At 66.3% G+C, this 24,245-nt stretch carries 28 protein-coding genes; 18 read left to right on the forward strand and 10 right to left on the reverse strand.

The window, feature by feature from the left end:
- The first annotated feature begins 109 nt into the window (after positions 1 to 109).
- Complete coding sequence (locus tag ACV7NL_RS11745; RefSeq protein WP_463355768.1) at positions 110 to 448, forward strand: porin; 339 nt, start codon at positions 110 to 112, stop codon at positions 446 to 448.
- A 39-nt stretch (positions 449 to 487) separates the two neighbouring features.
- Here ACV7NL_RS11745 and ACV7NL_RS11750 read toward each other — a convergent pair whose 3' ends face one another.
- Genes ACV7NL_RS11750 through ACV7NL_RS11760 form a run of 3 tightly spaced genes read right to left on the reverse strand, consistent with a single transcriptional unit; the run spans position 488 to position 2,462 of the window.
- Positions 488 to 976, reverse strand: coding sequence for a hypothetical protein (locus ACV7NL_RS11750; protein ID WP_056186609.1), 489 nt, complete (start codon positions 974 to 976; stop codon positions 488 to 490).
- Complete coding sequence (locus ACV7NL_RS11755; protein WP_056186259.1) at positions 960 to 1,337, reverse strand: rod-binding protein; 378 nt, start codon at positions 1,335 to 1,337, stop codon at positions 960 to 962. The genes ACV7NL_RS11750 and ACV7NL_RS11755 overlap by 17 nt, the downstream gene beginning before the upstream one ends.
- 45 nt (positions 1,338 to 1,382) lie before the next feature.
- Complete coding sequence (locus tag ACV7NL_RS11760; protein WP_463357110.1) at positions 1,383 to 2,462, reverse strand: flagellar basal body P-ring protein FlgI; 1,080 nt, start codon at positions 2,460 to 2,462, stop codon at positions 1,383 to 1,385.
- A 301-nt stretch (positions 2,463 to 2,763) separates the two neighbouring features.
- Between ACV7NL_RS11760 and ACV7NL_RS11765 the strand changes: the two genes are divergently transcribed.
- The gene (locus ACV7NL_RS11765) at positions 2,764 to 3,192 is read left to right on the forward strand and encodes a flagellar assembly protein FliX (RefSeq protein ID WP_463355769.1); all 429 of its coding nucleotides are present in this window, start codon (positions 2,764 to 2,766) and stop codon (positions 3,190 to 3,192) included.
- A 70-nt stretch (positions 3,193 to 3,262) separates the two neighbouring features.
- Here ACV7NL_RS11765 and ACV7NL_RS11770 read toward each other — a convergent pair whose 3' ends face one another.
- Positions 3,263 to 3,808 carry a YciE/YciF ferroxidase family protein gene (locus tag ACV7NL_RS11770; RefSeq protein WP_056479641.1) on the reverse strand — a complete coding sequence of 182 codons (546 nt, stop codon included), beginning with the start codon at positions 3,806 to 3,808 and terminating at the stop codon, positions 3,263 to 3,265.
- 566 nt (positions 3,809 to 4,374) lie between these two features.
- Here ACV7NL_RS11770 and dksA point away from each other — a divergent pair.
- Positions 4,375 to 4,794 carry an RNA polymerase-binding protein DksA gene (dksA, locus tag ACV7NL_RS11775; protein ID WP_056186249.1) on the forward strand — a complete coding sequence of 140 codons (420 nt, stop codon included), beginning with the start codon at positions 4,375 to 4,377 and terminating at the stop codon, positions 4,792 to 4,794.
- Between the two features lie 114 nt (positions 4,795 to 4,908).
- Here the strand turns inward: dksA and flgH are convergent, their stop codons facing one another.
- The 4 genes from flgH to flgF are packed head-to-tail and all read right to left on the reverse strand — an operon-like array spanning position 4,909 to position 8,327.
- Positions 4,909 to 5,655 carry a flagellar basal body L-ring protein FlgH gene (flgH, locus tag ACV7NL_RS11780; protein ID WP_056186246.1) on the reverse strand — a complete coding sequence of 249 codons (747 nt, stop codon included), beginning with the start codon at positions 5,653 to 5,655 and terminating at the stop codon, positions 4,909 to 4,911.
- A gap of 48 nt (positions 5,656 to 5,703) precedes the next feature.
- Positions 5,704 to 6,768: a flagellar basal body P-ring formation chaperone FlgA gene (gene flgA, locus ACV7NL_RS11785; protein WP_463355770.1), complete on the reverse strand. Its 1,065-nt coding sequence runs from the start codon at positions 6,766 to 6,768 to the stop codon at positions 5,704 to 5,706.
- 14 nt (positions 6,769 to 6,782) lie between these two features.
- Positions 6,783 to 7,574 (reverse strand): flagellar basal-body rod protein FlgG, encoded by a 792-nt coding sequence (gene flgG / locus ACV7NL_RS11790; RefSeq protein WP_056186239.1) that lies wholly within the window; start codon positions 7,572 to 7,574, stop codon positions 6,783 to 6,785.
- Between the two features lie 12 nt (positions 7,575 to 7,586).
- Positions 7,587 to 8,327, reverse strand: a complete 741-nt coding sequence (gene flgF, locus ACV7NL_RS11795) for a flagellar basal-body rod protein FlgF (protein WP_463355771.1) — start codon at positions 8,325 to 8,327, stop codon at positions 7,587 to 7,589.
- 270 nt (positions 8,328 to 8,597) lie between these two features.
- On the opposite strand from flgF, the gene fliL reads away from it, so the two are divergent.
- The 8 genes from fliL to ACV7NL_RS11835 all read left to right on the forward strand — a co-directional run bounded on the left by fliL (position 8,598) and on the right by ACV7NL_RS11835 (position 17,059).
- Entirely contained in the window at positions 8,598 to 9,104 is a 507-nt protein-coding gene (fliL, locus tag ACV7NL_RS11800; protein ID WP_056186235.1) for a flagellar basal body-associated protein FliL, read from the forward strand.
- A 92-nt stretch (positions 9,105 to 9,196) separates the two neighbouring features.
- Positions 9,197 to 10,414 (forward strand): flagellar motor switch protein FliM, encoded by a 1,218-nt coding sequence (gene fliM, locus ACV7NL_RS11805; protein WP_056186231.1) that lies wholly within the window; start codon positions 9,197 to 9,199, stop codon positions 10,412 to 10,414.
- A 10-nt stretch (positions 10,415 to 10,424) separates the two neighbouring features.
- The gene (locus ACV7NL_RS11810) at positions 10,425 to 10,946 is read left to right on the forward strand and encodes a DUF6468 domain-containing protein (RefSeq protein ID WP_463355772.1); all 522 of its coding nucleotides are present in this window, start codon (positions 10,425 to 10,427) and stop codon (positions 10,944 to 10,946) included.
- Positions 10,943 to 11,761, forward strand: coding sequence for a MotE family protein (locus ACV7NL_RS11815; protein ID WP_463355773.1), 819 nt, complete (start codon positions 10,943 to 10,945; stop codon positions 11,759 to 11,761). Before ACV7NL_RS11810 ends, ACV7NL_RS11815 begins: the two co-directional genes overlap by 4 nt.
- Positions 11,762 to 11,926: 165 nt before the next feature.
- Positions 11,927 to 12,550: an invasion associated locus B family protein gene (locus tag ACV7NL_RS11820; protein WP_463357111.1), complete on the forward strand. Its 624-nt coding sequence runs from the start codon at positions 11,927 to 11,929 to the stop codon at positions 12,548 to 12,550.
- A 213-nt stretch (positions 12,551 to 12,763) separates the two neighbouring features.
- A complete protein-coding gene (locus tag ACV7NL_RS11825) occupies positions 12,764 to 13,147 on the forward strand; it encodes a hypothetical protein (protein WP_463355774.1) in 384 nt (127 codons plus the stop codon).
- Positions 13,148 to 13,281: 134 nt separating this feature from the next.
- Positions 13,282 to 16,719 (forward strand): hypothetical protein, encoded by a 3,438-nt coding sequence (locus ACV7NL_RS11830; protein ID WP_463355775.1) that lies wholly within the window; start codon positions 13,282 to 13,284, stop codon positions 16,717 to 16,719.
- 166 nt (positions 16,720 to 16,885) lie between these two features.
- Complete coding sequence (locus ACV7NL_RS11835) at positions 16,886 to 17,059, forward strand: DUF3606 domain-containing protein (protein WP_082503634.1); 174 nt, start codon at positions 16,886 to 16,888, stop codon at positions 17,057 to 17,059.
- A gap of 86 nt (positions 17,060 to 17,145) precedes the next feature.
- Here the strand turns inward: ACV7NL_RS11835 and fliP are convergent, their stop codons facing one another.
- On the reverse strand, positions 17,146 to 17,904 hold the full coding sequence (fliP, locus tag ACV7NL_RS11840) for a flagellar type III secretion system pore protein FliP (protein WP_463355776.1): 759 nt from the start codon (positions 17,902 to 17,904) through the stop codon (positions 17,146 to 17,148).
- 84 nt (positions 17,905 to 17,988) lie between these two features.
- Positions 17,989 to 19,602 carry a hypothetical protein gene (locus ACV7NL_RS11845; RefSeq protein ID WP_463355777.1) on the reverse strand — a complete coding sequence of 538 codons (1,614 nt, stop codon included), beginning with the start codon at positions 19,600 to 19,602 and terminating at the stop codon, positions 17,989 to 17,991.
- Positions 19,603 to 19,965: 363 nt separating this feature from the next.
- On the opposite strand from ACV7NL_RS11845, the gene ACV7NL_RS11850 reads away from it, so the two are divergent.
- The 7 genes from ACV7NL_RS11850 (at position 19,966) to flhB (ending at position 24,245) form a co-directional block, all read left to right on the forward strand.
- Positions 19,966 to 20,460, forward strand: a complete 495-nt coding sequence (locus ACV7NL_RS11850; RefSeq protein ID WP_463355778.1) for a nucleoside deaminase — start codon at positions 19,966 to 19,968, stop codon at positions 20,458 to 20,460.
- Between the two features lie 359 nt (positions 20,461 to 20,819).
- On the forward strand, positions 20,820 to 21,242 hold the full coding sequence (gene flgB / locus ACV7NL_RS11855; protein WP_056186208.1) for a flagellar basal body rod protein FlgB: 423 nt from the start codon (positions 20,820 to 20,822) through the stop codon (positions 21,240 to 21,242).
- Between the two features lie 30 nt (positions 21,243 to 21,272).
- Positions 21,273 to 21,683: a flagellar basal body rod protein FlgC gene (gene flgC / locus ACV7NL_RS11860; protein WP_056186205.1), complete on the forward strand. Its 411-nt coding sequence runs from the start codon at positions 21,273 to 21,275 to the stop codon at positions 21,681 to 21,683.
- A 34-nt stretch (positions 21,684 to 21,717) separates the two neighbouring features.
- Entirely contained in the window at positions 21,718 to 22,032 is a 315-nt protein-coding gene (fliE, locus tag ACV7NL_RS11865; RefSeq protein WP_056479675.1) for a flagellar hook-basal body complex protein FliE, read from the forward strand.
- 72 nt (positions 22,033 to 22,104) lie between these two features.
- Entirely contained in the window at positions 22,105 to 22,371 is a 267-nt protein-coding gene (gene fliQ, locus ACV7NL_RS11870) for a flagellar biosynthesis protein FliQ (RefSeq protein ID WP_056186199.1), read from the forward strand.
- Between the two features lie 18 nt (positions 22,372 to 22,389).
- Positions 22,390 to 23,154 carry a flagellar biosynthetic protein FliR gene (gene fliR / locus ACV7NL_RS11875; RefSeq protein WP_056186196.1) on the forward strand — a complete coding sequence of 255 codons (765 nt, stop codon included), beginning with the start codon at positions 22,390 to 22,392 and terminating at the stop codon, positions 23,152 to 23,154.
- Positions 23,155 to 23,177: 23 nt separating this feature from the next.
- Positions 23,178 to 24,245 (forward strand): flagellar biosynthesis protein FlhB, encoded by a 1,068-nt coding sequence (gene flhB, locus ACV7NL_RS11880; protein ID WP_056186194.1) that lies wholly within the window; start codon positions 23,178 to 23,180, stop codon positions 24,243 to 24,245.

Here is a 24,245-nt window from a genome sequence, read left to right on the forward strand (position 1 = left end):
ACGAAGCAGCAGTTTCCGGCTGACGAAGCAGCAGCTTCCGGCCGCCGAACTTGGCCGGGAAGGCGGGATGGCTTATCCCGGATTTCGGTTCAAGGACGGGGGACCCGGCATGACCTCTGCGATGCGTGCCGCATCGGCGATCGGCCTCGCCGCGCTTTTCGGCGGAGACCTTGCCGCGTCGGCGCAGCCGGGGGAGCGACCGAAACCGCATCCGGACCTGCGGCAGCGGGAGACCCGCCAGCCCTGTCCGAAGCAGGGTCCCGGCTTCGTGCGCGTTCCGGGCTCGCCGACCTGCATTCGCCTGAGCGGCCGGGCGATCGGCGCCCTGAATATCGGCAGTCACGGCACTGCGCCCGTCACCGCGGGGCAGCTCTCGATCGACACCCGCAGTGAATCCGAGTTCGGGCCGGTGCGCGCCTTCGTGCGGATGGGTCACGGGCGGCCCTGACGCGCCACCCGGCCGTTTATCGCGTTCCTTGGTCCTTCGTCAGAGGCTGCGCGATAGGACCAGGGGCTGGCTGCGGGCGCCGCCGCTGCGTCCATAGGGGGAGGGCGCCTGCGAGGGGCGGCCGTAGACCGTGGGGGTTCGAGCCCGGTCGATCTCGTCCACCAGGGTCTTTACCAGGCCTTCGGAGACGCCCCGCGCCGTGGCGAGGACCGCCTGATTGGTCTCCAGCGCCTGAGCAAAGCGAAGATGCGCCGCCTTCAGGGTTTCGATGTCCTCCGGTGCGAAACGGGCGAGCACGATGGCATTGGCCTTGATCGCCTCGAGCCCCTGGAAGTAGGCCGCCGCCAGGGCGGATTTGCGATCCATATCCGCAAGTCCCTCACGCATTCGACCGACCCGGATGTGATCACTTTCCCGGGCCAGCACGGCTTCCAGCGCTTCGAGGCTCGCCAACACGCCGGTGACCAGCGCCTGAGCGCCGGCGCGGTCTGCGATGCGAGGCGTTTGTGTCTCAGCTGACCTTTGCACCGCCACCCTCCTGCATCTTCATCATCTCACGAAACACCTGATCGGCGATGCCGACGCCGCCGCTCTTCACGATCTGGCCGGCATATTCCTTGGTCAGCATCGAACGGTACACGCCACCGCCGGTGCCGTTCTCGCCGAGCGGGCCATCGGTGCCTTCGGATTGCGACAGGCGGTCGAGGGACTGCTCGAGAAACATCGATTCGAAATCCGTCGAAGCCTTCTTCGCCTTGGCCTCAGCGGCGGTTTTGGCGGCCGTGGCGGTGCCCGAGCCGACCGCACTTTGGACGGTCTTGGCGATGTCTCCGACGATGGCCTTGCCGACCCCAAGGGCGGCGCTGGCGGCGAGGGGCGCGAACAGCATGGGATTACCTCTCGGGTCGGTTTGAGGAGATGGAGAGAACAGGCATCACATCACCTCGATGTCGGCCTGCAGGGCGCCGGACGCCTTGATCGCCTGAAGGATCGAGATGAGATCGCGAGGACCGATACCGAGGGCGTTGAGGCCGTCGACGAGTTCCCGCAGGGTCACGCCCTCCTTCACGACGGCGAGCTTGTTGCCGTCGCCGGTATCGACCTTGACGCCGGTGCGCGGCACCACCGTCGTGGCGCCGTTGGAGAGGGGAGCGGGCTGGCTGACCTGCGGCTGTTCGGTGATCGTCACGGTCAGGTTGCCCTGCGCGATCGCCACGGTGGAGACGCGCACGTCACGCCCCATGACGATGATGCCGGAGCGCTCGTCGACGATGACCCGCGCGGTCTGGTCCGGCTCGACCTTGAGTTGCTCGACCTCGGTCACGAGCCGGATCATGTTGCCGGTGTAGCGGGCCGGAATCTGCAGAGTAACCGTGGCCGGATCGGTCGGCTCGGCCGTGTCCGCCCCCATGAAGTCGTTGATCGCGGCTGCGATCCGCTTGGAGGTCGTGAAGTCGGGGTTGCGCAGGGAGAGACGAAGCGACCGCATGTCGTTCATCTTGAACGCCATCTCGCGCTCGATCATGGCCCCGTTCGGAACGCGCCCGTTGGTCGGCACGCCGCGCGTGATCTTGGCGGCGTCCCCTTCGGCGGAGAAGCCCGCGATGGCGACCGAGCCCTGGGCCAGGGCGTAGACTTCGCCATCGGCGCCGAGCAGAGGCGTGACCAGCAGAGTACCGCCCTGGAGAGACTTCGCGTCGCCGAGGGAGGAGACGGTGATGTCGATGCGATTCCCCTGGGTCGCGAAAGGCGGCAGGCTCGCCGTGACCATCACGGCCGCCAGATTCTGAGTGCGCATGGTCGCCCCGCGGGTGTTGACCCCGAGCCGTTCCAACATCGCCTGCAACGATTGCTTGGTGAACGGGATGTTGTTCAGGGTATCGCCGGTGCCATTGAGGCCGACGACGATGCCGTAACCAACGAGCTGATTCTGGCGCACGCCCTCGACGCTGGCGAGATCCTTGACCCGCGACAGGGCAAGGACAGGAGCCGCATGGCCCAAAACCAGGGCCATCGCTGCCAGCAAGCAGATGGTGAAGCGATGAAGCCGGGACGGGCCGTTCTGACTGTCAGGCATGGGGCTCTTCGCAGCAGGGATGTCCCGGATACCGTGCCAGGACCATGCCAAGCCAATCGTTTCCCCAATGCGTTGGAATTGAATGGTTTTCTTCTGCGAGGGCAGGGATGTACGATCCGTCGGACTGATTGCTTCATGCCGACCCGGCATTTTCTGCCGGGCTCTTTACGCCGGCTTAACCATCATCGGCGGATTCTCACGGTGCAGGGCGCACCGCCGCCCCGATTGGTCTTTTCCCATGCGCGTCGATCCCCGCTTCGTCACCTTGAACACCGGTCCGGCGGCCGCGGGCGCTCGTCGCAACGACACCATGCGGTCCTTTACCCTTTCAGACCCCGGCAAGGCGTCCACCAGCGCTGCGGCCACCCCGGCAGCCTCTCTGGCCGGACTCGATGCGATCCTGACCCTCCAGTGCAACGCGGACACCCCAGAGGAGCGTCGGCGGCGCTCGACCCAGCGCGGCAGCGACCTCCTTGATGGGCTGGACCGCCTCAAGGCCTCGCTCATCATGGGACGAGTCTCGACGCGCGACCTCCAGTCCATCGCGCGCCGCTTGGCCGACCGGACCGGGATCAGCGGTGACCCGCGTCTCGACGGTCTGATCGCCGATATTGAGTTGCGGGCCGCCGTCGAACTCGCCAAGCTCTCCCCCTCGGTAGCATTCTGACCTGCTTGGCGAAGGGCGGAGCACCAGCCAACTCAGCGCCCCGCTTCTCCCCTCGTCCTCGAGGGACCGTTCAGCCCTTGGTCTTCGCTTTGGCGCGCGGCGCCTCCTCGGCGGCCTCGGCCTCTTCGCTTCCATCCGTGTTGATCCGCTCGGCGATCTCGCTGAGGAGCGCGTCGGTCTTCTTCTCCTCCTCAAGGGTCTGTTCCAGAAGCTTGGCGGCATCCGCGTAACCGAGCTGCCGCGCCCAGGTCTTCAGCGTCCCGTAGCGAGCGATCTCGTAATGCTCGACAGCTTGGGCACAGGCAGCCAGCACAGCGTCGGCGGCCGGGCTGTCGGCGAAATCTTCGAGATCCTCTTCCATCTCGGAGGTGATGCCCTGCATCGCCTCGCAGGTTTTGGCGCGCGCCGGCTTGCCGATGATCTCGAAGACCTGTTGAAGACGCTCGACCTGCTCGGCGCTTTCCTCGGCATGCGTCTCGAAGGCGCTGCGAAGTTCCTCGTGCTGAGCCGCTTTCGCTGACTTCTTGAGGGCTCGGACCGACTGCTTCTCGGCGTAGTAAACGTCTTTCAGCGTCTCATAAAACGCATCGTGCAGAGACTTGACCTTGGTCGCCATGAGATATGCTCCGGATCGTAGGAAATAATAATCACTTGCCGAGACAGCAATCGGCACATCGACCACATGGTTTGTAGTGAATATTAGGCGATTCGCACAAAACCACGTCGATACAGCCAGCCTGACCGCCATCGGCCCCAAGTATCAACCATAAGTTAGGCCGATTATCTTGGTGGTAGTAACCTAGGTAAAACCTTGAGGAACTTCGGCCAAGATCTCGACTGCTGAAGACTTACCATTCTCGGCGGTGCCGAGCCCAACGTAGGGCCATCGCTCCGGTTCCGCTTGCGGCGCCCTGTGTTCGATCTCGGCCACAGGGTTGGTGAGACCGGCGGAAGCCATTCAGCCTGCATTTTAACGCAGGTTAGAAAGTCCATGACAAAGCGTCGCCGTTGTTGCAGCGCAAAGCGACTTGCAGAGGGTTTGCAGCCGTTGCGTGTTTGCCGCAGCGCGCAAAACATCCGAGAGGATTGCCGTGAGTAGGGATCACGATGCGTTGTCGTGGCCTGCCCCCTGCATTATAGCCACGCAAAATGATCGCCGCGAACCGGCTGCAAGAGGCGCGAATGGCGAAGATCACGATTGAGGACGGATACGTACCGAGTGAAACCGAGCCGTTCATGAATGATCGGCAGCGGGAGTATTTCCGTCGCAAATTGCTCGGCTGGAAGTCTGATATCTTGCGGGAGGCGCAGGATACGCTGGTGGCATTACAGACCGAGAACGAAAATCATCCTGACCTCGCCGATCGCGCATCTTCTGAAACCGATCGCTCGATCGAGCTGCGGGCGCGCGACCGACAGCGAAAGCTTACCGGCAAAATCGATGCGGCGCTGGCGCGTCTGGAAGACGGCTCCTACGGCTATTGCGAGGAGACCGGCGAGCCGATCTCGCTGAAACGCCTTGATGCCCGTCCGATCGCCACACTGTCCCTGGAAGCGCAGGAGCGCCATGAGCGTCGCGAGCGAGTCTATCGCGACGACTGACCCCGGATAGCCTGTCACCTGATCTCGAACAGAATCCTCTCCTGGATCGACCCGTGATCGATCGGGCTGCTGACGACACGATCTCGGCGCCCATCCACGGGGCGCCGATCGGTCTCAGAACGGCAGCAACACATCGACCAGCTGCTGGCCGTAACGCGGCTGCTGGACGTCTGTGATCTGACCGCGCCCGCCATAGGCGATCCGCGCCTGGGCGATCTTGCTGGATTCAATGGTGTTGTCCGACTCGATGTCCTCGGGACGGACCACGCCGGCGACGATGAGTTCCCGCACCTCGAAGTTGATCCGGATCTCCTGCTTGCCCTCGACCACGAGGTTTCCGTTGGGCAGGATCTGCGTCACGATCGCCGCCACGCTGGTGGTCACCGTCTCGTTGCGCTGAACCGAGCCGGCGCCGTCGCTCGACGTGTTCGAGGTGGCGGTGATGAGCTTGTCGGGACTGATCCCGGATGCCGCGATGCCCTTGCTGCTCTCCAAACCGAAGGCATTGGGCAATCCCATTCCCTCCGCGTTCGAGCGCGAGCGCTTGGTCTCGTTGTTCAGGTTCGCCTTGTCGGTGACGTTGACCTTCACGGTGACGAGGTCGCCGATCCGGGCTGCACGCTGGTCTTTGAAGAAGGCGCGCGAGCCTGTCCGCCATAGGGAATTCGGCGCGTAGGACACCGGCTGGATCTCCGGCATCGGCAGGCGCACCGGCTTGTAGCCGGCCTGAGAAGTCGGATCCTCGATGGCCGAAAGGGCGGGGGTCGCACCGATCTGGGACAGGCGGTCGGCCGTGTTGCAGGCACCGAGCGCGGTGCACATCAGCGTGACGGCAAGAGCGGGCGAGAGGCGGTAGGTCATGGGGACCGGACCTTTGGCAAACCGGAAAAGGGACGCGAACGAAGCGGATCAGCGCTGAACGGTCGGTGGGTCGAAGGCCGCACTGGCCTGGCGCAGCAGCGGTGCCGGACCAACCGAGACACGGCCGGCCCCGATCACGGTGGCGGACAGGATCTTCTTCGAGATCGGGTTGGTCACCGTGATCGATGACCCGAGACGGCCGCTCTCGTTGGCCTGCCCCCGGAGGGAGAGATTCAGGCCGGGGGAGTCGAACACGATGGTCACGGCCTCGCCACGTGCCACCAGATCGGGGGGTGCCAGGTCCCCCGAACGCAGGATCGCGCCGGCACTCAGGCTGCGCTGCGCCACCTGCCCGGCGAGATCGGCATGCGACCCCTGCGCATCGGCCGGGGTCGCCTCCCGCGGGCGGCGCTCCACCGTGAGATCCGAGGCCAGGATGGTCTCGCCGCGATTGAGGCTCCGGCCGAGGATCGCGACTTCGCGAATCTCTATGACCTGACCGGACACCCGCAGGGATGCCTGACGCTCGCCGAGCGTGATCAGGGCAGCGATTCGACGTGAGCGGGCATCGTAGCTGAGGTCGAGGGCAACGGCCTGGCCGTTCAGATCGAGGGGCGCCAGCAGGACCGGCGCTTCGCCATCGAGGCGGATGGCCAAATTGCGGGAGTCGACGCCGTAACCGGAATCGAGAGCGCGCTTGAGGGCGGCCTCGATCTCCGGCTGCGTCACCTTGCGGGCGGCGCGCTGGACCGACACCTGAAGCCGGCCGCCGGTCTCGACCGAGCCGAGCCCGAGCCCCGCGATCGCTTCGGCGATGCGGCGCACCTGGATGGTGCCGGTGGCGCCGAGAGCCGGCGCCCGGAACAGCGGACGCAGGGCCATCTCGGCGGCCGCACCCTCCGCGAGGTCTCCGAGCGTCAGCACGTCGCCGCGCGCCGTGACGTCGCCGCGGAGGCGCATGGGAGCGCCGGCCGATCGCGCGTCCTGCGCCAACACCTGCAGGGTGAGGACGGACAGGGCCAGCACGGCGAACAAAGTCCGCGCGACAATGGCAGCGCTCAAGGTCGCAACGCGGGCGGAACGGCGGGGCGGGATCTGTCGCAGAGCATGCATGGTCAGGAGCCCGATCAGCTGCGGAACATCTGGGAGGTGGTCGAGAGCATCTGATCGGCGGCCGTCACCACCTTCGAGTTCATCTCGTAGGCGCGCTGGGCAGCGATCAGGGAGGAGATCTCGGTGACGGCGTTGACGTTCGCCTCCTCGAGGTAGCTCTGCTGAAGGTTGCCGAAGCCCTCCGCCCCCGGCAGGCCGTTGATGGCGGGACCGGACCCGGCGGTCTCGATGAACAGGTTGTCGCCGATCGACTCGAGGCCGACCTTGTTGACGAAGCGCGCGAGCTGGAACTGGCCCAGCGCCTGCGGAGCCGTCTGGCCCGGCACCGTCGCCTGCACGGCACCCTGGGCGCTGATCGTCACCGAGGTGGCATTGTTCGGCACCGTCACGCCGGGATCGACAAGGTAACCGTCACGGGTGACGAGCTGGCCCTGTGCCGACAGATCGAAAGAACCGTCTCGGGTGTAGGCCGTGCGCCCGTCCGGCAGGGTGACCCGAAACAGGCCCTCGCCGCGGATGGCGACGTCATATTCCTTCTCGGTGCTCGTCAGAGTGCCCTGCGACATCACCCGAGCAGTCGAGGTGGTCTTCACACCCGACCCGATGGCGAGGCCGGCGGGAAGTTGCGTGTTCTGGTCGGAAGTCGATGAGCCGGCCCGGCGCAGGTTCTGATACAGCAGATCCTGGAAGTGCGGTTGCTGGCGCTTGTAGCCGGTGGTGCGCAGGTTCGCGATGTTGTTCGAGATGACCTGAACGTTGAGTTCCTGGGCCGCCATGCCGGTGGCGGCAGCGTAGAGGGCGCGCATCTGCGGAGATCCTTACGCGACGTCGGCGAGACGGCGGATCGCCGTGCCGCGCAGGTCGTCGAGGCGCGAGATCACGCCCGAAACCATGGTGTAGGTGCGGTTCACGTCCATGAGCCGGGTCATTTCCAGGACCGGCTTCACGTTCGAGCGCTCGAGGGCACCGGCCTCCACCCGCCCGGCGAGGCCGGCGGCCTGGGGTGGTGCCGTCGAGGCGTACAGGTTCGCGCCCTCATTGGTGAGCGCCTGAGGATTGGCGAAGGTCACCAGCCGGACGCGTCCGCGAATGCCGAGATTGGTCGAGACCGTTCCGTCGGGGCCGATGGCGATGCCGGTCTCTTGCGGATTGATCTGGATCGGACCGCCGTCACCCTGAACCGGATAGCCGTCGCTGGTCACCAGCGTGCCCCGGGCGTCGGTTTCGAATGCGCCGTTGCGGGTGTACCGGTCTCCGTTCGGCGTGCGGACCACCAGGAAAGCCTCACCCCGCACCGCCACGTGGAGGGGATTGCCGGTCTGCTCAATCGGGCCCTGGGCAAGATCGAGGGCAGTGCCCTGGTCGATCACGTAGGAGACGGGTCGGTCCGGCTTCTTGAACGATTCGGCGCTCGCCACCGGCATCAGGTACTCTTGGAAGCGGGTGTTTCGCCCCTTGAAGCCGTTGGTGGAGATGTTGGCCATGTTGTTGGCGATCACGTCCAGCTCGCGCTGAAGCGCGACTTGGCTTGAAACCCCCACGAGCAATGCGTTCTGCATGACACTCTCAGTCCCGACGAGCGACGACGCAGACATCTCCGCATGCGGCGTGCCAAACCGGTTCGGAGTCTTTTATCGTTTAAAATGAGAGCGTTACATGAAATTGAGGAGCTTCCGGAGGCTGCCCATTACCGGCCGCACGGCAACTCCAACCCGGCAGCTTTTGCCGCCTTAACGGCGCGTTAACCTTATCTGCTCGATACCTTTGTGGGAGCCGCGGGAATTGAGCGGCAGCCCGTCGCGCTACCGATCCACCTGCGAGGTCCACCGATGGCCAAGAAGCCGAAAAAGGCCGTCGCCGAGGGTGAAGAGGGTGTGGAAGGCGATGCCCCGCCCGCCGGCAAGAAGAAGATCCTCATCATCGGCGCGGTCGTCGTGGCGCTGGCGGCGGGCGGCGGCTTCTTCTTCATGAAGAAGAAGGCTGGGGGCGACGGGCACGCCGACGCGGTTGCCGAGGTGAAGAAGCCGGTCGTGTTCCTCGATGTGCGGGAGATGACGGTCAATCTCGCCAACGAGCCCGGTCAGGATCGGACGCGTTTCGCCAAGGTCAAGGTCGCAATCGAGCTCAAGGATGCCAAGGTCGAAAGCGAGGTGAAGCCCCTGATGCCGCGCATCGAGGATACCCTCCAGGTGTACCTGCGCGATCTCAGGGCAAGCGACCTCGCTGGCTCGGCCGGCATCTACCGCCTGCGCGAGGAATTGTTGCGCCGGGTCAACGTCGCCATCCACCCGGCTCGGGCCGAGGCGGTACTGTTCAAGGACGTGGTGATCCAATAGGCGATCCGCGCCTCAGCGCGCGCGTAAAGCGCGCGCGTTCATCCCGAGCGACCAACCAGATTGTCTGAGACGTTGCAGGTAACGAGAGTCTGATGGCCGGACCGGAAGACGAGATCGACGAAGACGATTGGGCCGCCGCGCTCATCGCCCAGAACGCCGAGGGCGGCGAAGCATCGCTCGCCGACGAGTGGGGGGCGGCCCTGGCCGAGCAGGGCACGACGACCCATGCCAGCGACGTCGCCGCCGAATGGGCGACGATGATCGAGGACGGGGAGACCGACAACCTCCCCGAACTTGCCGGCAACGACCGGATTCTGAACCAGGACGAGATCGACGGCGTCCTGGGCTTCTCCCTGCGCGAACTCTCCGCATCGGGAGCCGGCGGTGTCCGGGCGATCGTCGATTCCGGCGTCGTCCAGTACGAACGCCTGCCGATGCTGGAAATCGTCTTCGACCGGATGATCCGGTTGTTGTCGACAAGCCTGCGCAACTTCTTCCAGGACAACGTCGAGGTCACTCTCGACAACATCACCTCTGTGCGTTTCGGCGACTACCTGAACGCCATTCCGCTGCCGACGCTGCTGGGCGTCTTCCGAGCCGATGCCTGGGAGAATTCCGGGCTCGTCACGGTGGAATCGAACCTGGCCTACTCGACCCTCGACCTGCTGCTCGGCGGCAAGCGCGGTGGATCCTCGACGCGCCTCGACGGACGCCCCTTCACCACCATCGAGATGCAGCTGGTCCGACGCCTCGTCGAGATCATCCTCACCGACCTCGAACTCTCTTTCCAGCCGCTCTCGCCGGTTCGCTTCGCCATCGACCGGATCGAGACCAACCCGCGCTTCGCCACCATCACCCGGCCCGCCAACGCCGCCATCCTGATCAGCCTCAAGCTCGACATGGACGGACGCGGCGGCCTGCTGCAGATCCTGTTTCCCTACGCCACCATCGAGCCGATCCGTGAACTGCTCATGCAGAGCTTCATGGGCGAGAAGCTCGGCCGCGACCACGTCTGGGAAAGTCACCTCGCGACCGAAATCTGGCAGGCCGACGCCACCATGGAGGCGGTGCTGCACGAGATGATGCTGCCGTTGAAGAAGGTCCTGTCCCTCAAGGTCGGCGATACACTGATGTTCGACACCAAGCCCTCCGACCTGATCGCGGTCCGGTGCGGCGACTGGGCTCTGACCCAAGGGCGGATCGGCCGGATCGACGACAACATCGCGGTGCAACTCACCCGGCCCCTGCGCCGGTCGCGCACCACCCTCCAGGCCTTCGAGGCCTCCATGAACAACCGCAACGACGGGTGAGCGACCGACCATGAGCCTCCTCGTCACACTCGCCGCCGACATTCTCGTCGCCGTCCTCCTGGTTGCCAGCATCGTTTCGTCGATGCGGCTCAGCGGACGCATCACCAAGCTGAAGGCCGACGAGGCGGCGCTTCGCCAGACCATCGGCGACCTCGTCATGGCGAGTTCCACCGCCGAGCGCGCTATCGTGGGCCTGCGCGCAACGCTCGACGAGTGCGACCGGACCCTGGCTGACCGGCTCGGAACCGCCGAGCGTTACGCCACGGATCTCGCGGCCCATGTCGAGGCCGGCGAGACGGTCATCGCCCGCATCGCGTCGATCGTCGCGCAGGCTGCCCCGGGACGAGAGATTGTCCGCGCCGCCGCGCCACCGACGCAGGAGCCGCGCGACATGGAGCGCGTGGTCGCCCCCGTCCGCATCGCCCCGGCCGGGCCGACAAGTCCCAACGGTGAGCGCCTCGGCGTCGCCGCTGCCGCTGCTCTCGCCATGTCCGAGCGCGCCCTGGGCCGCCTGAGGAGCAAAGCCGCGTGACGATTCCGGCTCGCACCCAGAAACCGAGCCGCTTGGTGCGGCTCCGCCAACAGCGGCCCATCAAGCTGCGCCTGATCGATGCCGTGACCCTGGCAGCCGTCGGATTGCTGGTGCTCAAGCTCGCAGCGATTACCGTTGAGGAATCGACCCTGCAGCCCGGTGCGCCGATGCCGGATTTTGCGCGTGTTCTCGCCAAGGCTCGAACCAACTATGAGCCGGCCGACCCTGCGACCACCGGATCGGTCACGCCGAAGGAGCCGGAGAAACCAGCTCCGGAGCCCGAGAAACCCGCCGTGCGGCCGCCACCACCGCCGGAGGCGATGCCCGCTTCCGAACGCGCCATTCTCGAGCGTCTGGCCACACGGCGGGATACCCTCAAGCAACGCGGCGATGCCCTGGACCTGCGCGAGCAGTTGATCGGCAAGGCCGAACGCAAGCTGGAGGAGGGCGTCGATTCGCTGAAGCAGGGCGAGGACAAGGCAGACGGCAACAGTGCCCAGCGGGCCGAAGCCGAGAGGGTCGCCCTGAAGAACATCGTCACGATGTACGAGACGATGAAGCCGAAGGATGCCGCACGGGTGTTCGACAGGCTCGGCCTCGACATTCTCGTGCCCATCGTCCTCGCAATGAATCCCCGCAAGATGGCCGAGGTGCTTGCCCTCATGCAGTCCGAACCTGCCGAGAAGCTGACGGTTGCGCTCGCCAACCGTGCGCGCGGCCAGGGCGGCGTGACGGCGCCCACCGTCGCCTTGGGGCTCGGCGCCAACGAGCTTCCGGCGATCGACGCGCCGGGGTCTCCCGCACCGCGCCGATGAAATGACGAATCGGAGGCTCCGTCCACGGCGTGATGCCGCGCTCCATTGCGCGCTGCGCCGCGCCCGACTAGGGGCAGGGTTCGCGGACGGAACAGATATCCACCGCGTGGTTTCGGGGGAGCCAACTACGTGTCGTCCAGCAGCTTGATCCGTTCCCTTGCCGTGATGAGCCTCGCGCTGTTCGTGGCGGGGCCCGTCGTCGCGCAGGATGCGGCCGCACCGACCGCATCGGAGCCGGCGGAGGCTCCCGTCAAACCGAAGCCCCGGAGGGCGACGCCTGCCAAGCCTGCGCCCACCAAGGCGGCAGCGCCCACGCCCGCCGCCACTCCTGCGGCCGTTGCGGGGTGGCCGAGTGGTGCGAGTTCCGTGAGCGAGGTCTACGGAGATTGGACCGTGACCTGTGCGAAGGCCGACACGAAGGTCGAATGCGCCGTCATGCAAGCGCAGGGGGCGAAGGGCCGTCGTGAATTCGCTCTGGAGATCCGGCCGCCCAGCGACGGACGGGCTCAGGGCTTCATCCTGATGCCGCTCGGTCTGGCCATCGAGCCGGGCGTATCGTTCAAGCTCGACGAGGCCGTGCTGGGCAAGGGTGCCCCATTCATGTCCTGCAGCCAGGAAGGCTGCCTGGTGCCGGTCAGCCTGCCGACGCTGGCCACCGACACGATGAAGACGGCCAAGAACCTGCTGGTTTCGGCCACGAAGCCGGATGCCAAGGAGCCGGTCGTCATCACGGTCCCGCTCGAAGGGTTCGCGAATGCCCTGGCGCGCGCCGCCGCCCTGGCAGGCTAATCGGCAAGCGAGCGAGCACTCCAGCGGGACTGTGCGCACCTCCTGTGTCCCACCCTTGCTTCGAGCCAGCGACGCCATCGCTCTCGAGATGGAAGCGGACCGCAGGATCGAACTTCGAAGAAAAACCACGTGCCGGACCTGCGATGGGATCTGGCATCAGGGCGGACGCTCGAGGAGACACCTATGACGAGATCGGCTGCGCTGACGCGAAGCTTGACGGCCCTGGTCGTGGTCGGCGTCCTGACGGGTCACGCCAGCGCACAGGACGCATCGCCCCCCGAAAGGCCGCCCGGTCCTCCACCGACGGCGGCGGAAGCCAAGGCCGAGCAACAGAAAAACAGTGCCGCCAAGCTCGCCGGCCTGCTGGCGTTCGTGGTGGCGTCCTGCCCGGACGTCAGGCCGAACACCGAGCGCTTCAAGGCCGTCGTCTCCGGTCTCGGCGTCGCGTACGACGATCTCGCAAGCGGCGAACTGCGGATTCGCGCTCAAGCTTATACGGAGGTCTACAGCAAGGATATCGCCGCCAACTGCGCCCGTGCGACGGAGAATTTCGGTCCCAAAGGCCGGACGATACCGGATTTAATTGTCAAACGTTAGGAGTTCGAACAAAGCGACCGGGGGTCTTAAGCGCCCGTTAGCCCCGAAGAGGGAGGATGCCTCACTGGTGCGGCGTTCGGCGAAACGGCTCGGTAGCGAGCGGGTTCGTCCCTTTAGGTTTGGTGAAAACTGCGATGGCACTCGGCGCCGATATCGCGACACAACGGCGTCGGCTTCGGACCGGCCTCGCCGCGATATCAGTCGCGGCAGCCACCCTGTGGGGGGCGACAGCCGCCTCCGCTGCGCGACTCACGGCCGTCAAGGGGGCCCAGATCGAACGTTACGGACGGATCGTCCTGAACTTCGACGGCGTCGTCTCCGTGAAAGCGCGTGTCTCCGGCTCCGTGCTGGTCCTGACTTTTTCCGAGAAAGCCAGCACCGGTCCGGAGCGGATCGCTTCCGAGATGCCGGACTTCGTCTCGGCGGTTCGGCGCGATCCGGACGGCACGGGTTTGCGGCTCGCACTCCAGAGGCCCTATCGGGTCAATGTGCAGCAGGCCGGCGAGACCGTCTTCGTCGATCTCCTGCCGCAGGATTGGAGCGGTCTGCCGCCGCCCCTGCCGTCCGATGTGATCGCCGAACTGTTTCGCCGAACTCAGGCGGCCGAGGCGGCCCTTCGCGCAGCCAAGCCCCCCACCGAACCGACGCCTCTGCGCCTCGAACTCGCCCACCTGTCGACGCTCACGCGTCTGAGCCTGCGCATGCCGGCATCGGCGCCCCTCGAATTCGATGCGGTCGGTGGAGCGACCCGTCTCGTTCTCCCAGGCGCTTGGCGGATCGACGACATCGCGACGCGCGGGCGTCTGAAGCCGGCGATCGCCGCGCTGTCGGTGGAGAACGGCGTGGCCGGCGCGCGTCTCCTCGTCACTCCGGCGGCGGGCTTTGAAATCAGAACCTTCCACGATGAGGACGGGGCGACGATCGACGTCGCACGGAAGGCGACCGATCCCAAAGCGATGTCCGCAGCCGCCGCCGGATCGCCGCCGCAGGATGTTGGCGCGGCGGACCCTGACGCGAAGCCGTCCGCCCGGGCCGACGCCAAACCGATGGACGCCAAGCCGAGCGACGCCAAGCCGGCCGACTTGAAGCCAACCGATACGAAGCCGGAACGCACCTCTGCGATACCCTCGTCGCCAATGACGGAAGCGCTTGGGCAGCATCCGCCCGAGCCAGTTCAAACTGCGATTCAGAGACCCGCCGGTCCAGGCCTCGTGTTTCCCTTCCGTACCCGGCCGCCCGCGGCCCTGTTCGAGCGCGCCGGCATCGCCCATCTGGTCTTCGAAACCACGGAACCGGTGGTCGTTCCGAGCGGCGATCCGCTGCTCACGCCGCTCGGGCCACCGACGCGAACCGGACGCGTCGTCCTCCTACGGTTTCCGGTCCCGCGTGATCGGCTGCTCGATCTTGTGCCCGTTGGTCCCGCAGAAGCACCCACCGGCTGGGAGCTCGTGGCGGGTGAGAACTTGGCGGCGAGCGTCGCGCTCTCGGCCGTCCGCGTCACCGACGCGGCCGGCCGGATCGGCGTCGGCATCCGGCTCCCCCATCCCGGCGTCGCGTCCTGGCTCAACCTCGACGGCGAGCGCATCGCTGTCGTCACCGGCCAAGGTCCGAAGCCGGCCGGAATCCCGAAGCGCCAAGTCTTCGTCGATTTCGAACTGTTGCCGAGCCGCCAGGGCGTCGCGGTGCTGGCGCAGGCCGATGATCTTCTCGTGCGCCCTGATCTCGACGGTGTCGCAATCTCGCGCGACAGCGGCATGGCGGTCTCCGGGGTGGCACGCCAGGACGAGGCTCCGCTCGCGACGTTGAGCGACCTCGCCGTCGATCGGACCCCATGGGAAGCGTCCCAGCGCGGCGACATCCGCGAGGTTCTCAACGCGCAGATGCAGGCCATAGCGGAAGCGCCGCGCGCGGCGCGCGGCCCTCTGCGAATGGTGCTGGCCCGCACGATGCTGGCCAACCGTCTGGCGATCGAGGCCCTGGGCGTTCTGAAAACCGCCTTCGCCGACGACCCCGTTCTGGCCGGCCAGCGCGACATCCCGATGCTGACGGTAATCGCCGATGCCCTGCTGGGGCGCACGGGCGACATGCGCACGCACCTCGCCGCCGAGATCCTGCGCAACGATCCCGAGGCGCGAGCGTGGCAAGGCTACCTCGAATCGCTGGAGGGTCGTTGGAGCGCCGCCAACACATCGTTCCGCGCGACCGCGAGCGTGCTCGATCGCTACCCCGACGACCTTCAGGCGCTGTTGCGCACGGCCGCAACCGAAGCCGCGATCGAGACGGGCGACTGGGATGCCGCCAATCGGCAGATCATCGCGGCCACCCGCGCCGCCGATCACCCGACTCGGGAACGCCTCGCGCTGCTGCGAGCGCGGATCGACGAGGTCACGGGTCAGACCGTGGCGGCCCTCGACGCCTATGACCGGCTGAGCGACAGCACCGAGGCGCAGACCGCTGCAGCCGCCCGTCTGCGCGCGACGCTGCTGGGGCACGCCTCAGGCAAGATCCCGGTCGCCGATGCGATCGAGCGTCTCGAAACCCTGTCGCTGTCTTGGCACGGCGGCGATCTCGAGCCGAAAACCTTGTCCGGCCTCACGAAGCTCTACATCGAGGCCGGCCGGTGGCGCCAAGCCCTGATGACCGCGCGACGGGCCGATGCCCTCGGCTCGGATTCCCCCCTGGTCCGGGAGGTCCACGACACCGCGCAGAATCTGTTCGACGATCTCTTCCTCGGCGAGCGCAGCCCGAAGCTCTCGGGCGTGGAGGCCCTGGCGCTGTATTTCGATTTCAAGGATTTCGCCCCGATGGGCCGGCGCGGCGACGAGATCGTGCGCCGCCTGGCGGACCGTCTGGTCGAGCTCGACCTGCTGGATTCCGCCGGCGAACTCTTGCAGCATCAGGTCGATCGCCGCCTCACGGGCGCGAGCCGCGCGGGGGTGGCGACGCGTCTGGCCGCGATCCGTCTGATGGATGACAAGCCGTTGCAGGCCCTGCAGACGCTGGACAACACCTACTTGCCGGAACTGCCGGAGGATCTTCGCCGCGCCCGAGCACTCCTGCGCGCACGCGCGCTGTCAGACCTGTCCCGCACCGATCTCGCCCTGGAGACCATTGAGGGCGAGACCGGCGCGGACGCCGAGCGCTTGCGAGCGGACATCCTCTGGACCGGCCGGCGCTGGCGCGAGGCCGGTGAGGCCCACGAGGGACTGGTCGGCGACGCCTGGCGGCGGCGTGTTCCCCTGGAGGACGCGGCGCGGACCGACATCCTGCGGGCCGCAATCGCCTACGGGCTTGCCGGCGAAACCCTCGACATGGAACGCTTGCGCGGAAAATTCGCCGATGCGATGGCCGAGAGCGGCGACGCCCGCACCTTCGCGCTGCTCACTCAGGCGAACGCCGTGCGCACGCCCGGCTTCCGGGAGATCGCCCAGAAAGCCACCAGCGCCGAGACGCTGCAGGCGTTCCTCTCGGAATACCGCAAGCGCTATCCGGACAGTGCCGTCCCGACGCCGAGCAAGCGTGACACCGATGCGAGGGCGGATGCACAGGCGAGCGCGCCACCGCCGGGCTGAACGGGAACGCCTCGCCGGGGCGCCGGCGAAGCGCTTCGTAAAAGTCTGATCAGATTCGCGGATTTCAATTCAGCGTCGCGCAACAAACGCGGTGCGGCGACGTTCTGAATCCAATCGCATCGATCAGTGCGGCGCACGTTCCAGCCCGGCACATCAGAGGCCTACCATGTACACGGAACCGCTCGACACCAATACCGGCAAGACCCACCTCGACATCTATGACAGCCAGCAGCGCAGCTCGATCGCATCGCGCCTCGGGGTCTCCGAAGATCGCCTGAAGCGCGCCGTGCGGCTCGTCGGCAACCGGATTTCGACCCTGAAAAGCTATCTCGAGCGCTGACCGGTCACGCAGGGCGGATGTCGGACAGGGGCGCCCTCGGGCGCCCTTTTTCATGTCCGGCTCGTTCGGGCCGAGATCGCGGCCCGTCAGGTCCCGTAGCTCTGCACCAACGAACCGGCGACGAGGGTCCATCCATCGACCAGGACGAAGAAGATCAGCTTGAACGGAAGCGCCACCGTTGCGGGCGGCACCATCATCATGCCGACCGCCATCAGAATTGATGCGACGACGAGGTCGATGATGAGAAAGGGAATGAACAGCAGAAAGCCGATCTCGAAGGCGCGGCGCAGTTCGGAGATCATGAAGGCTGGCGTCACCACTTCCAGGCCGACCGCCTCGGGCCCGGCGGGCACCGGCGCCTTGGCCATGTCGAGGAAGAGCTTCAGGTCCTTCTCCCGCACGTTCCTGAGCATGAAAGTTTTGAAGGGCGCCGAAGCGCGCTCGAACGCGACGCTCTGGGTGATCTGTCCGGCGATCAGCGGCTCGATGCCGTTTCGGTAGGCCTCCCGTCCGACCGGGGCCATCACGAAGGCCGTCAGGAACAGGGCCAAGCTGGTAACCACGGCATTCGGCGGTGCGCTCTGGGTTCCGAGCGCCGACCGCAGGATCGACAGCACCACGATGATCCGGGTGAACGACGTCGCCATCACCAGCACGGACGGCGCCAGGGCGAGGACGGTAAGGAGTGCGACGAGCTGCAGCGCGCGTTCGGTCACGCCCCCGGTGCCGAGATCGACCGACAGGCTCTGAGCCTGCGCAGCCGCGGTACTCAACGCCAGACCCGCGCCGATCAGGATTGGGCGGCGCAGGCGCCTTGGCAGGGAGGGTCGGGGCTCGATGATCATAGGGGTTCCGGGTGGTGCGACGCAGCGTTGCCGCGCGCTTCTCATAGCACCCGGACTCCCGCGCGCATCCCCGCGAGGCCTGACCTACGACTTCCGATCGAGCGGCCGACCGAGAAGGCGCGCGAACTCGGCCTCGATCTCTTCCACGGAAAACGGATTCGGTGTTGGCGCTGCCTTCGTCGGCTTCGGCGCCGGTGTTACGGGCGCGACGAGGGGAGGCTGGTCGTCCGTCTGGTTTGCCGTCGATCCGAGAGGATTGTCCGTGGGCTTCGGCGCGTCCGCAACGACCTCGTGGACGACCGCCGTCGAGTCCTCGCTGGGCTCGGGCTCCTGGACCGGCGGGGTATCTCGGACAGGCTGATTTTCTCGGACAGGCTGATCTTCTTGGACAGGCTGGATTTCTTGGACAGCCTCACGCGCCTCATCAGAATCGCGCTCCCGGACGGGCTCGGGGATATTCTCGCGCTCGGGACTGTTGACGCTCTCTAACGGGGTGGACTCAGACTCGCCGGCCGAAGACCCGGAAGACGTGTCCGTGGCGGACGCAGGCTGGTCGCCTGCCGTACGATCGGTCGCGATGGCCTCGACCATGTCGGCGAAGAAGAGATCCTGACCGGCGGACGCTTCGGACGCCGCGGGTTCCGTCGGGGCCGGGCCCCGCGCCGTTGCAGCCATGGCGGCTGCGATCGGATCGATCGAGACCGGCCTTACGCCGTGTGGCGCTGGTTCGCGTTCGCCCGCGGTCATGCCGGCTTCGGCCTCGGCCGGTGGAATGGGCGCAGGCTGGACCGGCATGGCCGGACGGACCGCCGCGGACGGACGGCGCAACGCCTCTTCCAGCTGCCGCGCCATATCGGACAGGATCGCCGCATCGATGCCGCGCGTCGCCGGAGCCGATGAGACGGGTGCCGGCGGAGGAGCTGCGGGGGGAGCAACCGGAGCACGGGGGCTTGCCTGCTCGGGCGTTCCCGGAAAGCCGACCCGCTCGGCAAGACCGGCCGGGACGAGATTCGCGATCGACGGCGGCGTCCGCCTGATCACGCGCGCCAGCTGAGATTCCCGCGGCCGTGCTGTCAGGCCCGGATCAGGGAGCGGAGCCTCAGGAGCGGAAATCTCCGAGACAGGGACCTCTGGGGTGAGGGGCTCGGTGACCGGTTCGGAATGCCCGAGGGCACCGAGCGGCCGACCGACCGTCCGGGGCGGGGCGTCGGAGCCTGGCACCGGCGCAGAGACCACCACCGGCATCTCGAAGGTTGGCTCGCGATAGGGCGCGATCGGCTGGTACGCGGGGGCAGGAGCCGGTTGCGTCTGGTGGGCGATCGAGGGTTCGGGCAGCGGATTCAGTGTCGGCTCGGGCGCCTCGTCGAACGCTGGCTCCTCGGGCGGCAGGCGAGCGCTGATGCCCCGCAGGATGTTGCGTTCGATCACCACGTCGTTCGGACCACCGACAAGCAGGAGGTGCTCGACGTTGTCGCGTCGGAGGAGGATGAGCTGACGCTGACGATCCAATTCGTAGATGTCGACAATGCCGAGCCGCGGCTGGCGTCCCCGTGCCGAGTTCTTGTCCGACAAGGGCATTCCCTTGCCGCCGAGGCGCCGGATCACGAACACGACGGCCGCCAGGATCACGAAGATCACGGCGAAAATGATCGCGAACTGGAGAGGGAACGAGCCTTCCGAGCTGAAGAACGATGGCAAGACCGGGGTCTCTCGCTTTTAGGGGCTCGTGGCCCGACGCAACACTAGAGGGACCAGTATCATGCGCGGCAGCGGCGCGGGCAACAACGTTAAGACTTCGTTAACAGCTCCTTTTCAGCTTCCCGGACCCGTAGCAGTGAGAAGCATTTAGGAGAGGTCAGGTGCCCTGCCGCCCGATCTGATCACGGGCTGGCAGGGCATGCCGTGTCCACACGACGAAGCCGATACGCAACGCGGCTTGAGTGCGTTCTGAAGCAGGTGCGGTTAGCCGCGCTTCAACGTGCATTTGCGCCACGGTCTCGAAACGGGACCCGTTGACGAGCTCGGCGCGTTGCTACGGCACAGACTCGAGCGAGGATCGACGTGACGCCTGCGGATGACCACCACCAGCACCATCTCCGCGACGCCGTCGCGCTGGCCCGTGACAACGTCCTTCAGGGCGGCCGGCCCTATGGCGCCGTGATCGTACGGGACGGCGAAGTGCTGTCGCGGGCGGTCAACACGACGGCGATCACCCAAGATCCGACCGATCACGCCGAGATGGTGGCGATCCGGGAAGTCAGCCGAACCCTGGGACGCACGAAGCTCGACGGCTGCATCGTCTACGCGAGCGGACGACCCTGCCCGATGTGTCACGCGGCCATGCGTCTGGCTGGAATCACCCAGGCCTTCTTCGCCTTTAGCGCGGAGGAGGGCGAGCGTTACGGCCTGATCGGTGCGGGCATCTATGCGGAACTCTGCCAGCCCTTGGCGGAACAGCCGATGCGCGTCGAGCACCAGCCCGTCGCCGTGGCCGAGCATCCCTACGCCCTCTGGCGCGACCGTCAGACAATCACCGATCGAGCAAACACGGATTGAGCACACACTGATTGAGGATGACGCGATGACTGTCCCGCGTTGGATCTCCTTCCTGGCCATTGCGCTTTTTCTCGCGGCAGCGGTCACCCTCGGGCTCCTCTGGAGCCGGGGCGCTTTGCGGCACCCCAGCGAAGATGCCCGCGGCGGCGGCGCGCCAGCGGCCTGTGCACCGCTCAATCCCAATGGCCCACCTCCGGCCGACTGTCCGCAGGTTCGGCAGCCGACGGAGCGGAAACCGTAGGCGCCGTACGCTTTAGAGAGCAGACGGTTCGATTTTTAACGGTGCATTAACCATAGCAGTGGCAAATTCTGCCGGTCCTACCGGGCAGAGTCTTCCGGGTGAGGGGGGGGTTTCACCCATGTCCATCACCGACCTTCCAGTTCTCGGCATGTTGCGCACACGCATGCAGTGGCACCAGAGCCGCCAGAAACTTCTGGCGGAGAACGTCGCCAATGTCGATCTCCCCGGGTTCAAGCCGCGTGATCTGGCTGACCCGAATCTCGGTCGAACCGGCCCCGTCCTGGCGCAACCGTCGGGGTCTACGACGAGCAACAGCCTGGCGATCACGAACGTCGCCCATATCGCGCCCGGCGGGGGGCCGGATGGCCCCGGCGCCGATCCCCGGCGCGTCAAGGAGTTCGAGATCCGTCCCAACGGCAACGGCGTCAATCTCGAGGACGAGATGATGAAGGCTGGCGACAACCAAGCCGACTACCAGATGGCGGCTTCGCTCTACCAGAAGAGCATCGACACCCTCAAAATCGCCATCGGCAAGCGCTGAGCGGCCATCGATCTCTTGTCGGAGCTTGTCATGGATTTCCTGAAATCGCTCACCACTGCCGCCTCGGGGCTCAAGGCTCAGTCGAGCCGGATGCGCATCATCGCCGAGAACATCGCCAACGCGGATTCCGCCCCCAGCACGGTCGGCGGGCAGCCATACCGACGCAAGATCGCGACCTTCACCCAGCAGGTCGATCGCGAGACCGGCGCGGCGCTGATCGAGCAGGGACGGGTCCGTCGCGATACCTCGCCGTTCCGGACCAAGTACGACCCGGGCAACCCCAGCGCCAATGCCCAGGGCGAGGTGGCGATGCCCAACGTCAACGGGCTGATCGAGAACATGGATATGCGCGAGGCCCAGCGCTCCTACGAGGCCAATCTCAACATGGTGACGGCCACCCGCCGGATGGTCGCCAAGACCCTGGAAATTCTCAAGGCCTGATCCCATCCCCGATCTTCACTGAAAGCCCCATCCCATGACGACCAACGCTTTTGCCGCCGGGGCTTATTCGGCAATCCAGAACATCGGGGCCAAGGGCGCTCCCAAGATCGCGTCGCCCACGGGCGCAACGGGATCGAACTTCACCTCGCTGCTGACCTCCACCCTCGACTCCATCGGTGAGGCGGGCCGCAAGGCCGATACTCAGGCCCTGGCGGTGGCGGGCGGCAAGGCGAACGTCGTCGACGTCGTGACGGCAGTGGCCGAGAGTGAAACCGCCCTCCAGACGCTCGTGGCCGTCCGCGATCGCGTGATCTCGGCTTATGAGGAAATCATGCGGATGCAGATCTAGGGCAACGGGTCGGACATCTCTTTTCCCTTTGAATCGAGCACTTTACCCCAGACGCAAGATGACATTCCTCCCATGACCGGTCTCGCCATCATCGACGTCGCCCGCGACGGCATCTTCGTCTTCCTCAAGGTTGCGGGGCCGATCATGCTGGTCGCCCTCGTAGTCGGTCTCGTCGTGTCCCTGCTACAGGCCCTGACGCAGATCCAGGAGCAGACCCTGATCTACGTTCCGAAGATCGTGGCGGTGTTCGCGACGCTTCTGCTGATGCTGCCCTTCATGGGCGACGCCCTCGGCAGCTACATGACCCGCATCGCGGCCCGCATCGTTTCCGGCGGCTGAAGCCTGTTATGACGGGGCATGAATCTCCTCCTGCCGGGCATCGCCGCGTCCTTCCTGGTCACCTTCGCGCGGATCGGCACCCTGGTGATGCTGATGCCGGGGGTCGGCGAACAACTCATCTCCCCGCGCCTGCGACTCGCCTTCGCGCTGCTGCTTTCGCTCATCCTGTTCCCGACCGTGCGGCCGCTTCTGCCGATGCAGGGCGGCGCCATCGCGGGGCCGGACTTGATCACGCTCCTGATCGGCGAATTGCTGATCGGGCTGGTGCTCGGGCTGACGGTTCGGATGGTCCTCGCCTCCCTGCAGACGGCCGGCATGATCGTGTCGCAGCAGCTCGGATTGTCGTATGCCATGACGGTCGATCCGACCCAGGGCGGGCAGCAGGCGGCGATCGGCAATTTCCTCGCCCTTCTCGGCGTGACGCTGATCCTCGCCACCGATCTGCACCACATCGCCCTGGACGGGATCGGACGCAGCTACGTCCTGCTGCCGCCGACCGGCCTGCCCAGTATGGGCGAGGCGGCGAGCCTCGCACTCAAGGCGATCGCGCGCGGCTTCGCGCTCGGCGTCCAGATCTCGGCCCCGTTCATCGCCTTCGGCATCCTGTTCAATGTCGGGCTCGGAGTCTTGGCGCGGCTGATGCCGCAGATGCAGGTGTTCTTCGTCGCCGTTCCGGCCTCGGTCCTCATCGGGATGCTTCTGCTGCTTGGCAGCCTCGGCGTGATGATGGGTGTCTTCCTCGACGATATCGGGCGTTACTTGGCAGACCTCGCCGGGCGCTGACGCGCAGCACGGAGTCCTGAGCCGTGGCCGACGATTCCGATCCGGAAGACAAGACCGAAGACCCGACTCCGCGGCGCATCGAGAAGGCGATCGAGCAGGGCAACGTCCCGAACAGCCCGGAGATCAACACCTTCTTCATCCTGGCGGCCTTCACCATGGCCCTGCTGATGGTGTCGGGCATGATCGCCAAGGATATGGTGGCGAGCATGCGCGGGTTCCTGATGAACGCCCACATGGTGCCGTCGGACCCGACGGCCTATACCGAGATGGGATTGCGCACGCTGATCATCTGCGCGCAGGCCCTGTGTATACCAGTGGGTCTCGTCGTGGTCGCGGGCCTGGCGGCGGGCATGATCCAGCACCCCTTCGTCTTCAGCACCGAGGCGCTCGGCCCGAAATGGGATCGGGTCTCGCCGATGGCCGGCGTCAAGCGCGTCTTCGGCATGGAAGCCCTGTTCCAGTTCGTGAAAGGGCTTGCCAAGCTCGGCATGGTCGGGGTCGTCGCCGGCACCATCCTGTGGGGCGAGCGCGACCGGATGGAGGTGTTCGCGCGCCTCGACCCGAGTGCCGTCCTGGCCGGAATTCTTACCCTCGCCCTGAAGATGATGGCGGGCATGCTCGCGGTGTTCGTGGCCATCGCCCTCGGCGACGCCGTCTACCAGCGCTTCCGCTGGCGCCAGCGCCTGCGCATGTCGAAGGAGGAGATGAAGCAGGAGCACAAGGAGAGCGAGGGCAGCCCCGAGGTGAAGGGCCGCTTGAAGCAGCTCCGTGCCCAGCGCGTGAAGAAGCGCATGATGGCCGCCGTGCCCACCGCCACCGTCATCGTCACGAACCCGACCCACTACGCGGTCGCGCTGCGCTACGAGGCCGGCATGGCGGCGCCGGTCTGCGTCGCCAAGGGCGTGGATTCGCTGGCGCTCAAGATCCGCGCGGTGGCCAAGGACCACGACGTCCCGATCCTCGAGAACCCGCCGCTCGCGCGCGCGCTGCACGCCACCGTGGAGATCGACGAGGAAATCCCGGCCGAGCATTACCGTGCGGTGGCCGAGGTCATCGGCTACGTCATGCGCCTGCGCCGGCGCGCGGCGTAA

The organism is Methylobacterium sp. Ger2507 (assembly GCF_055231875.1).

What these genes read in the sequence shown, in the direction of transcription:
- ACV7NL_RS11745 (WP_463355768.1), top strand. Translation starts at nt 110, where the DNA reads ATGACCTCTGCGATGCGTGCCGCATCGGCGATCGGCCTCGCCGCGCTT.
- ACV7NL_RS11755 (WP_056186259.1), bottom strand. Translation starts at nt 1,337, where the DNA reads ATGCTGTTCGCGCCCCTCGCCGCCAGCGCCGCCCTTGGGGTCGGCAAG.
- ACV7NL_RS11760 (WP_463357110.1), bottom strand. Translation starts at nt 2,462, where the DNA reads ATGGCCCTGGTTTTGGGCCATGCGGCTCCTGTCCTTGCCCTGTCGCGG.
- ACV7NL_RS11765 (WP_463355769.1), top strand. Translation starts at nt 2,764, where the DNA reads ATGCGCGTCGATCCCCGCTTCGTCACCTTGAACACCGGTCCGGCGGCC.
- ACV7NL_RS11770 (WP_056479641.1), bottom strand. Translation starts at nt 3,808, where the DNA reads ATGGCGACCAAGGTCAAGTCTCTGCACGATGCGTTTTATGAGACGCTG.
- dksA (WP_056186249.1), top strand. Translation starts at nt 4,375, where the DNA reads ATGGCGAAGATCACGATTGAGGACGGATACGTACCGAGTGAAACCGAG.
- flgH (WP_056186246.1), bottom strand. Translation starts at nt 5,655, where the DNA reads ATGACCTACCGCCTCTCGCCCGCTCTTGCCGTCACGCTGATGTGCACC.
- flgA (WP_463355770.1), bottom strand. Translation starts at nt 6,768, where the DNA reads ATGCATGCTCTGCGACAGATCCCGCCCCGCCGTTCCGCCCGCGTTGCG.
- flgG (WP_056186239.1), bottom strand. Translation starts at nt 7,574, where the DNA reads ATGCGCGCCCTCTACGCTGCCGCCACCGGCATGGCGGCCCAGGAACTC.
- flgF (WP_463355771.1), bottom strand. Translation starts at nt 8,327, where the DNA reads ATGCAGAACGCATTGCTCGTGGGGGTTTCAAGCCAAGTCGCGCTTCAG.
- fliL (WP_056186235.1), top strand. Translation starts at nt 8,598, where the DNA reads ATGGCCAAGAAGCCGAAAAAGGCCGTCGCCGAGGGTGAAGAGGGTGTG.
- fliM (WP_056186231.1), top strand. Translation starts at nt 9,197, where the DNA reads ATGGCCGGACCGGAAGACGAGATCGACGAAGACGATTGGGCCGCCGCG.
- ACV7NL_RS11810 (WP_463355772.1), top strand. Translation starts at nt 10,425, where the DNA reads ATGAGCCTCCTCGTCACACTCGCCGCCGACATTCTCGTCGCCGTCCTC.
- ACV7NL_RS11820 (WP_463357111.1), top strand. Translation starts at nt 11,927, where the DNA reads ATGAGCCTCGCGCTGTTCGTGGCGGGGCCCGTCGTCGCGCAGGATGCG.
- ACV7NL_RS11830 (WP_463355775.1), top strand. Translation starts at nt 13,282, where the DNA reads ATGGCACTCGGCGCCGATATCGCGACACAACGGCGTCGGCTTCGGACC.
- ACV7NL_RS11835 (WP_082503634.1), top strand. Translation starts at nt 16,886, where the DNA reads ATGTACACGGAACCGCTCGACACCAATACCGGCAAGACCCACCTCGAC.
- fliP (WP_463355776.1), bottom strand. Translation starts at nt 17,904, where the DNA reads ATGATCATCGAGCCCCGACCCTCCCTGCCAAGGCGCCTGCGCCGCCCA.
- flgB (WP_056186208.1), top strand. Translation starts at nt 20,820, where the DNA reads ATGTCCATCACCGACCTTCCAGTTCTCGGCATGTTGCGCACACGCATG.
- flgC (WP_056186205.1), top strand. Translation starts at nt 21,273, where the DNA reads ATGGATTTCCTGAAATCGCTCACCACTGCCGCCTCGGGGCTCAAGGCT.
- fliE (WP_056479675.1), top strand. Translation starts at nt 21,718, where the DNA reads ATGACGACCAACGCTTTTGCCGCCGGGGCTTATTCGGCAATCCAGAAC.
- fliQ (WP_056186199.1), top strand. Translation starts at nt 22,105, where the DNA reads ATGACCGGTCTCGCCATCATCGACGTCGCCCGCGACGGCATCTTCGTC.
- fliR (WP_056186196.1), top strand. Translation starts at nt 22,390, where the DNA reads ATGAATCTCCTCCTGCCGGGCATCGCCGCGTCCTTCCTGGTCACCTTC.